The sequence below is a fragment of the Candidatus Erwinia dacicola genome (genome assembly GCF_001756855.1).
In the GTDB taxonomy this organism is placed as follows: domain Bacteria; phylum Pseudomonadota; class Gammaproteobacteria; order Enterobacterales; family Enterobacteriaceae; genus Erwinia; species Erwinia dacicola.
This window is the reverse complement of the sequence record NZ_MAYS01000505.1, coordinates 1-2,315: the sequence shown is the minus strand read 5'-3', so window position 1 is coordinate 2,315 and position 2,315 is coordinate 1. Positions and strand designations below refer to the sequence as shown.

General features: G+C 55.7%; 1 protein-coding gene. It reads right to left on the bottom strand.

The window, feature by feature from the left end:
* Positions 1–85: 85 nt before the first annotated feature.
* On the bottom strand, positions 86–2,065 hold the full coding sequence (speA, locus tag BBW68_RS13040) for a biosynthetic arginine decarboxylase (RefSeq protein ID WP_070135695.1): 1,980 nt from the start codon (positions 2,063–2,065) through the stop codon (positions 86–88).
* Positions 2,066–2,315: the final 250 nt, after the last annotated feature.

Here is a 2,315-nt window from a genome sequence, read left to right as displayed (position 1 = left end):
ATCTTTGCAACAGTGCCGCACTGAGTGCCTGGCTGGAGACTTCTTAATTTGCTGCGCGCCAGCAAACGCGCGCAGCGCCGGAAGATTATTCGTCTTCCAGATAAGTGTAGCCATATAACCCGGCTTCGAATTCCGCTAGGAACTGCGCACGCAGATCCTCATTCAGATCGCTCTGCTTGATCTGATTACGGAAGTGGGTCAGCAGCTCGGCCGGGTTAAGCTGCACGTATTTCAGCATGTCCGCCACGGTATCCCCTTCGTCGGACAGCTGTACTTCCACGCTGCCGTCAGGGAAGGCAAACACGTCGACCGCTTCGGTGTCGCCGAACAGGTTATGCATGTTGCCGAGGATCTCCTGATACGCCCCGACCATAAAGAAGCCCAGTATCGGTGGGTTATTGATATCGTACTGCGGCATCGGCATGGTGGTGGCAATACCGTCGCCGTCGACGTAGTGATCGATGGTGCCATCCGAGTCACAGGTAATGTCCAGCAGCACCGCACGGCGCTTCGGTACTTGGTTCAGGCCTTCCAGCGGCATCACCGGGAATAGCTGGTCAATACCCCATGCATCCGGCATCGACTGGAACAGTGAGAAGTTGACGTAAATCTTATCCGCCATGCGCTCCTGCAGTTCGTCAATAATTGGACGGTGCGCGCGGTTGCTCGGATCCAGATGCTGCTGAATATAGTGACAGATGCTGAGATAGAGCTGCTCCGCCCAGGCGCGCTGGGTCAGATCGTAAGTCCCCTGCGAGTAACCGGTATGGATGTCAAACAGGTCCATCTGGCTGTCGTGCAGCCATTCGCGCAGCGAGCGGCGGTTATTCGGCTCGTGCATCTCTTGCCAGGTATCCCACATGCTGACAATCGGGCGCGGGGAATCAGCCAGCGGCGGCTGAGGCTCGCTGAACTCGTTGCGTTCCACACCGATGATGTTGGAAACCAGCACGGTGTGGTGCGCAGTCACGGCGCGGCCTGACTCAGTAATCACCGTTGGATGCGGCAGACCGTGCTCTTCACAGGCATCGCCAATCGCCCAGATAACATTGTTGGCATATTCGTTCAGGCCGTAGTTGACCGAGCAGTCGCTCTGCGAACGAGTGCCTTCATAGTCAACGCCCAGACCGCCGCCCACGTCAAAGCACTGGATATTAACGCCGAGCTTCGCCAGTTCAACGTAGAAACGCGCCGACTCGCGCACGCCGGTGGCGATATCGCGGATATTGGCCATCTGCGAACCGAGGTGGAAGTGCAGCAGCTGCAGGCTCTCCATACGACCCGCTTCGCGCATAATCTCCACCAGCTTTAGTACCTGAGTGGCAGAGAGGCCAAACTTAGATTTCTCCCCGCCGCTCGACTGCCATTTACCGGAACCCTGCGATGCTAGGCGCGCACGGATACCGAGGCGCGGCACCACATTCAGGCGTTCGGCCTCTTCGAGAACCAGTTTCACCTCGGTCATTTTTTCCAGCACCAGATAAACCTTGTGGCCCATCTTTTCGCCGATCAGCGCGAGGCGGATATATTCACGGTCTTTATAGCCATTACAGACGATCACCGAACGCGTCATGCCCGCATGGGCCAGCACGGCCATCAGCTCGGCTTTGGAACCGGCTTCTAGACCCAGCGGCTCGCCGGAGTTGATTAGCGATTCGATAACGCGCTTATGCTGGTTAACCTTAATCGGGTAAACCAAGAAGTAGTCACCGCGATAGCCGTAAGACTCGCGCGCGCGTTTAAACGCGGCGTTAATCGAACGCAGGCGGTGCTGCAGAATTTGTGGGAAGCAGAACAGGGCTGGCAAACGCTGACCCTCGGCTTCTCGCTCTTTCACCAGCTTAGCGAGATCGACGCGCGCTTCCGGCACATCCGGATCCGGGCAGACGCTGATATGGCCCAGCTCGTTTACGTCGTAGTAGTTATTGCCCCACCAAGCAATATTGTAAGTGCTCAGCATGCGGCATTTGGCATCTTGATCGCTCATTGCTACCTCCTGCATTGAGGGGAGTATACCCTGTTCGCCAGCTGACGAACCCTTAATATTCTTCATGTCGTCAGACATCACGAACCTCAAGTTGTAATAGTAATAGAAGCAAAACAGCCAGCAGCTACAGGAGCATCCTATAGCAAGAAATCATCGACCGTTGCCCGGTTCAGCCCGACAGGCTGAGAGCGAAGAGTCGGCTTGTGAAGTATAACATTGTAAGACACGTCGCGGACTCCGTATGGCACTGTTGCAAAGATCTGGCGATGGTAAACTGATGCCACTGTTTAGTTGAAGGAGCAGACATGAACCCATTTAAAGGTCGACA

What these genes read in the sequence shown, in the direction of transcription:
- speA (WP_070135695.1), bottom strand. Translation starts at nt 2,065, where the DNA reads ATGTCTGACGACATGAAGAATATTAAGGGTTCGTCAGCTGGCGAACAG.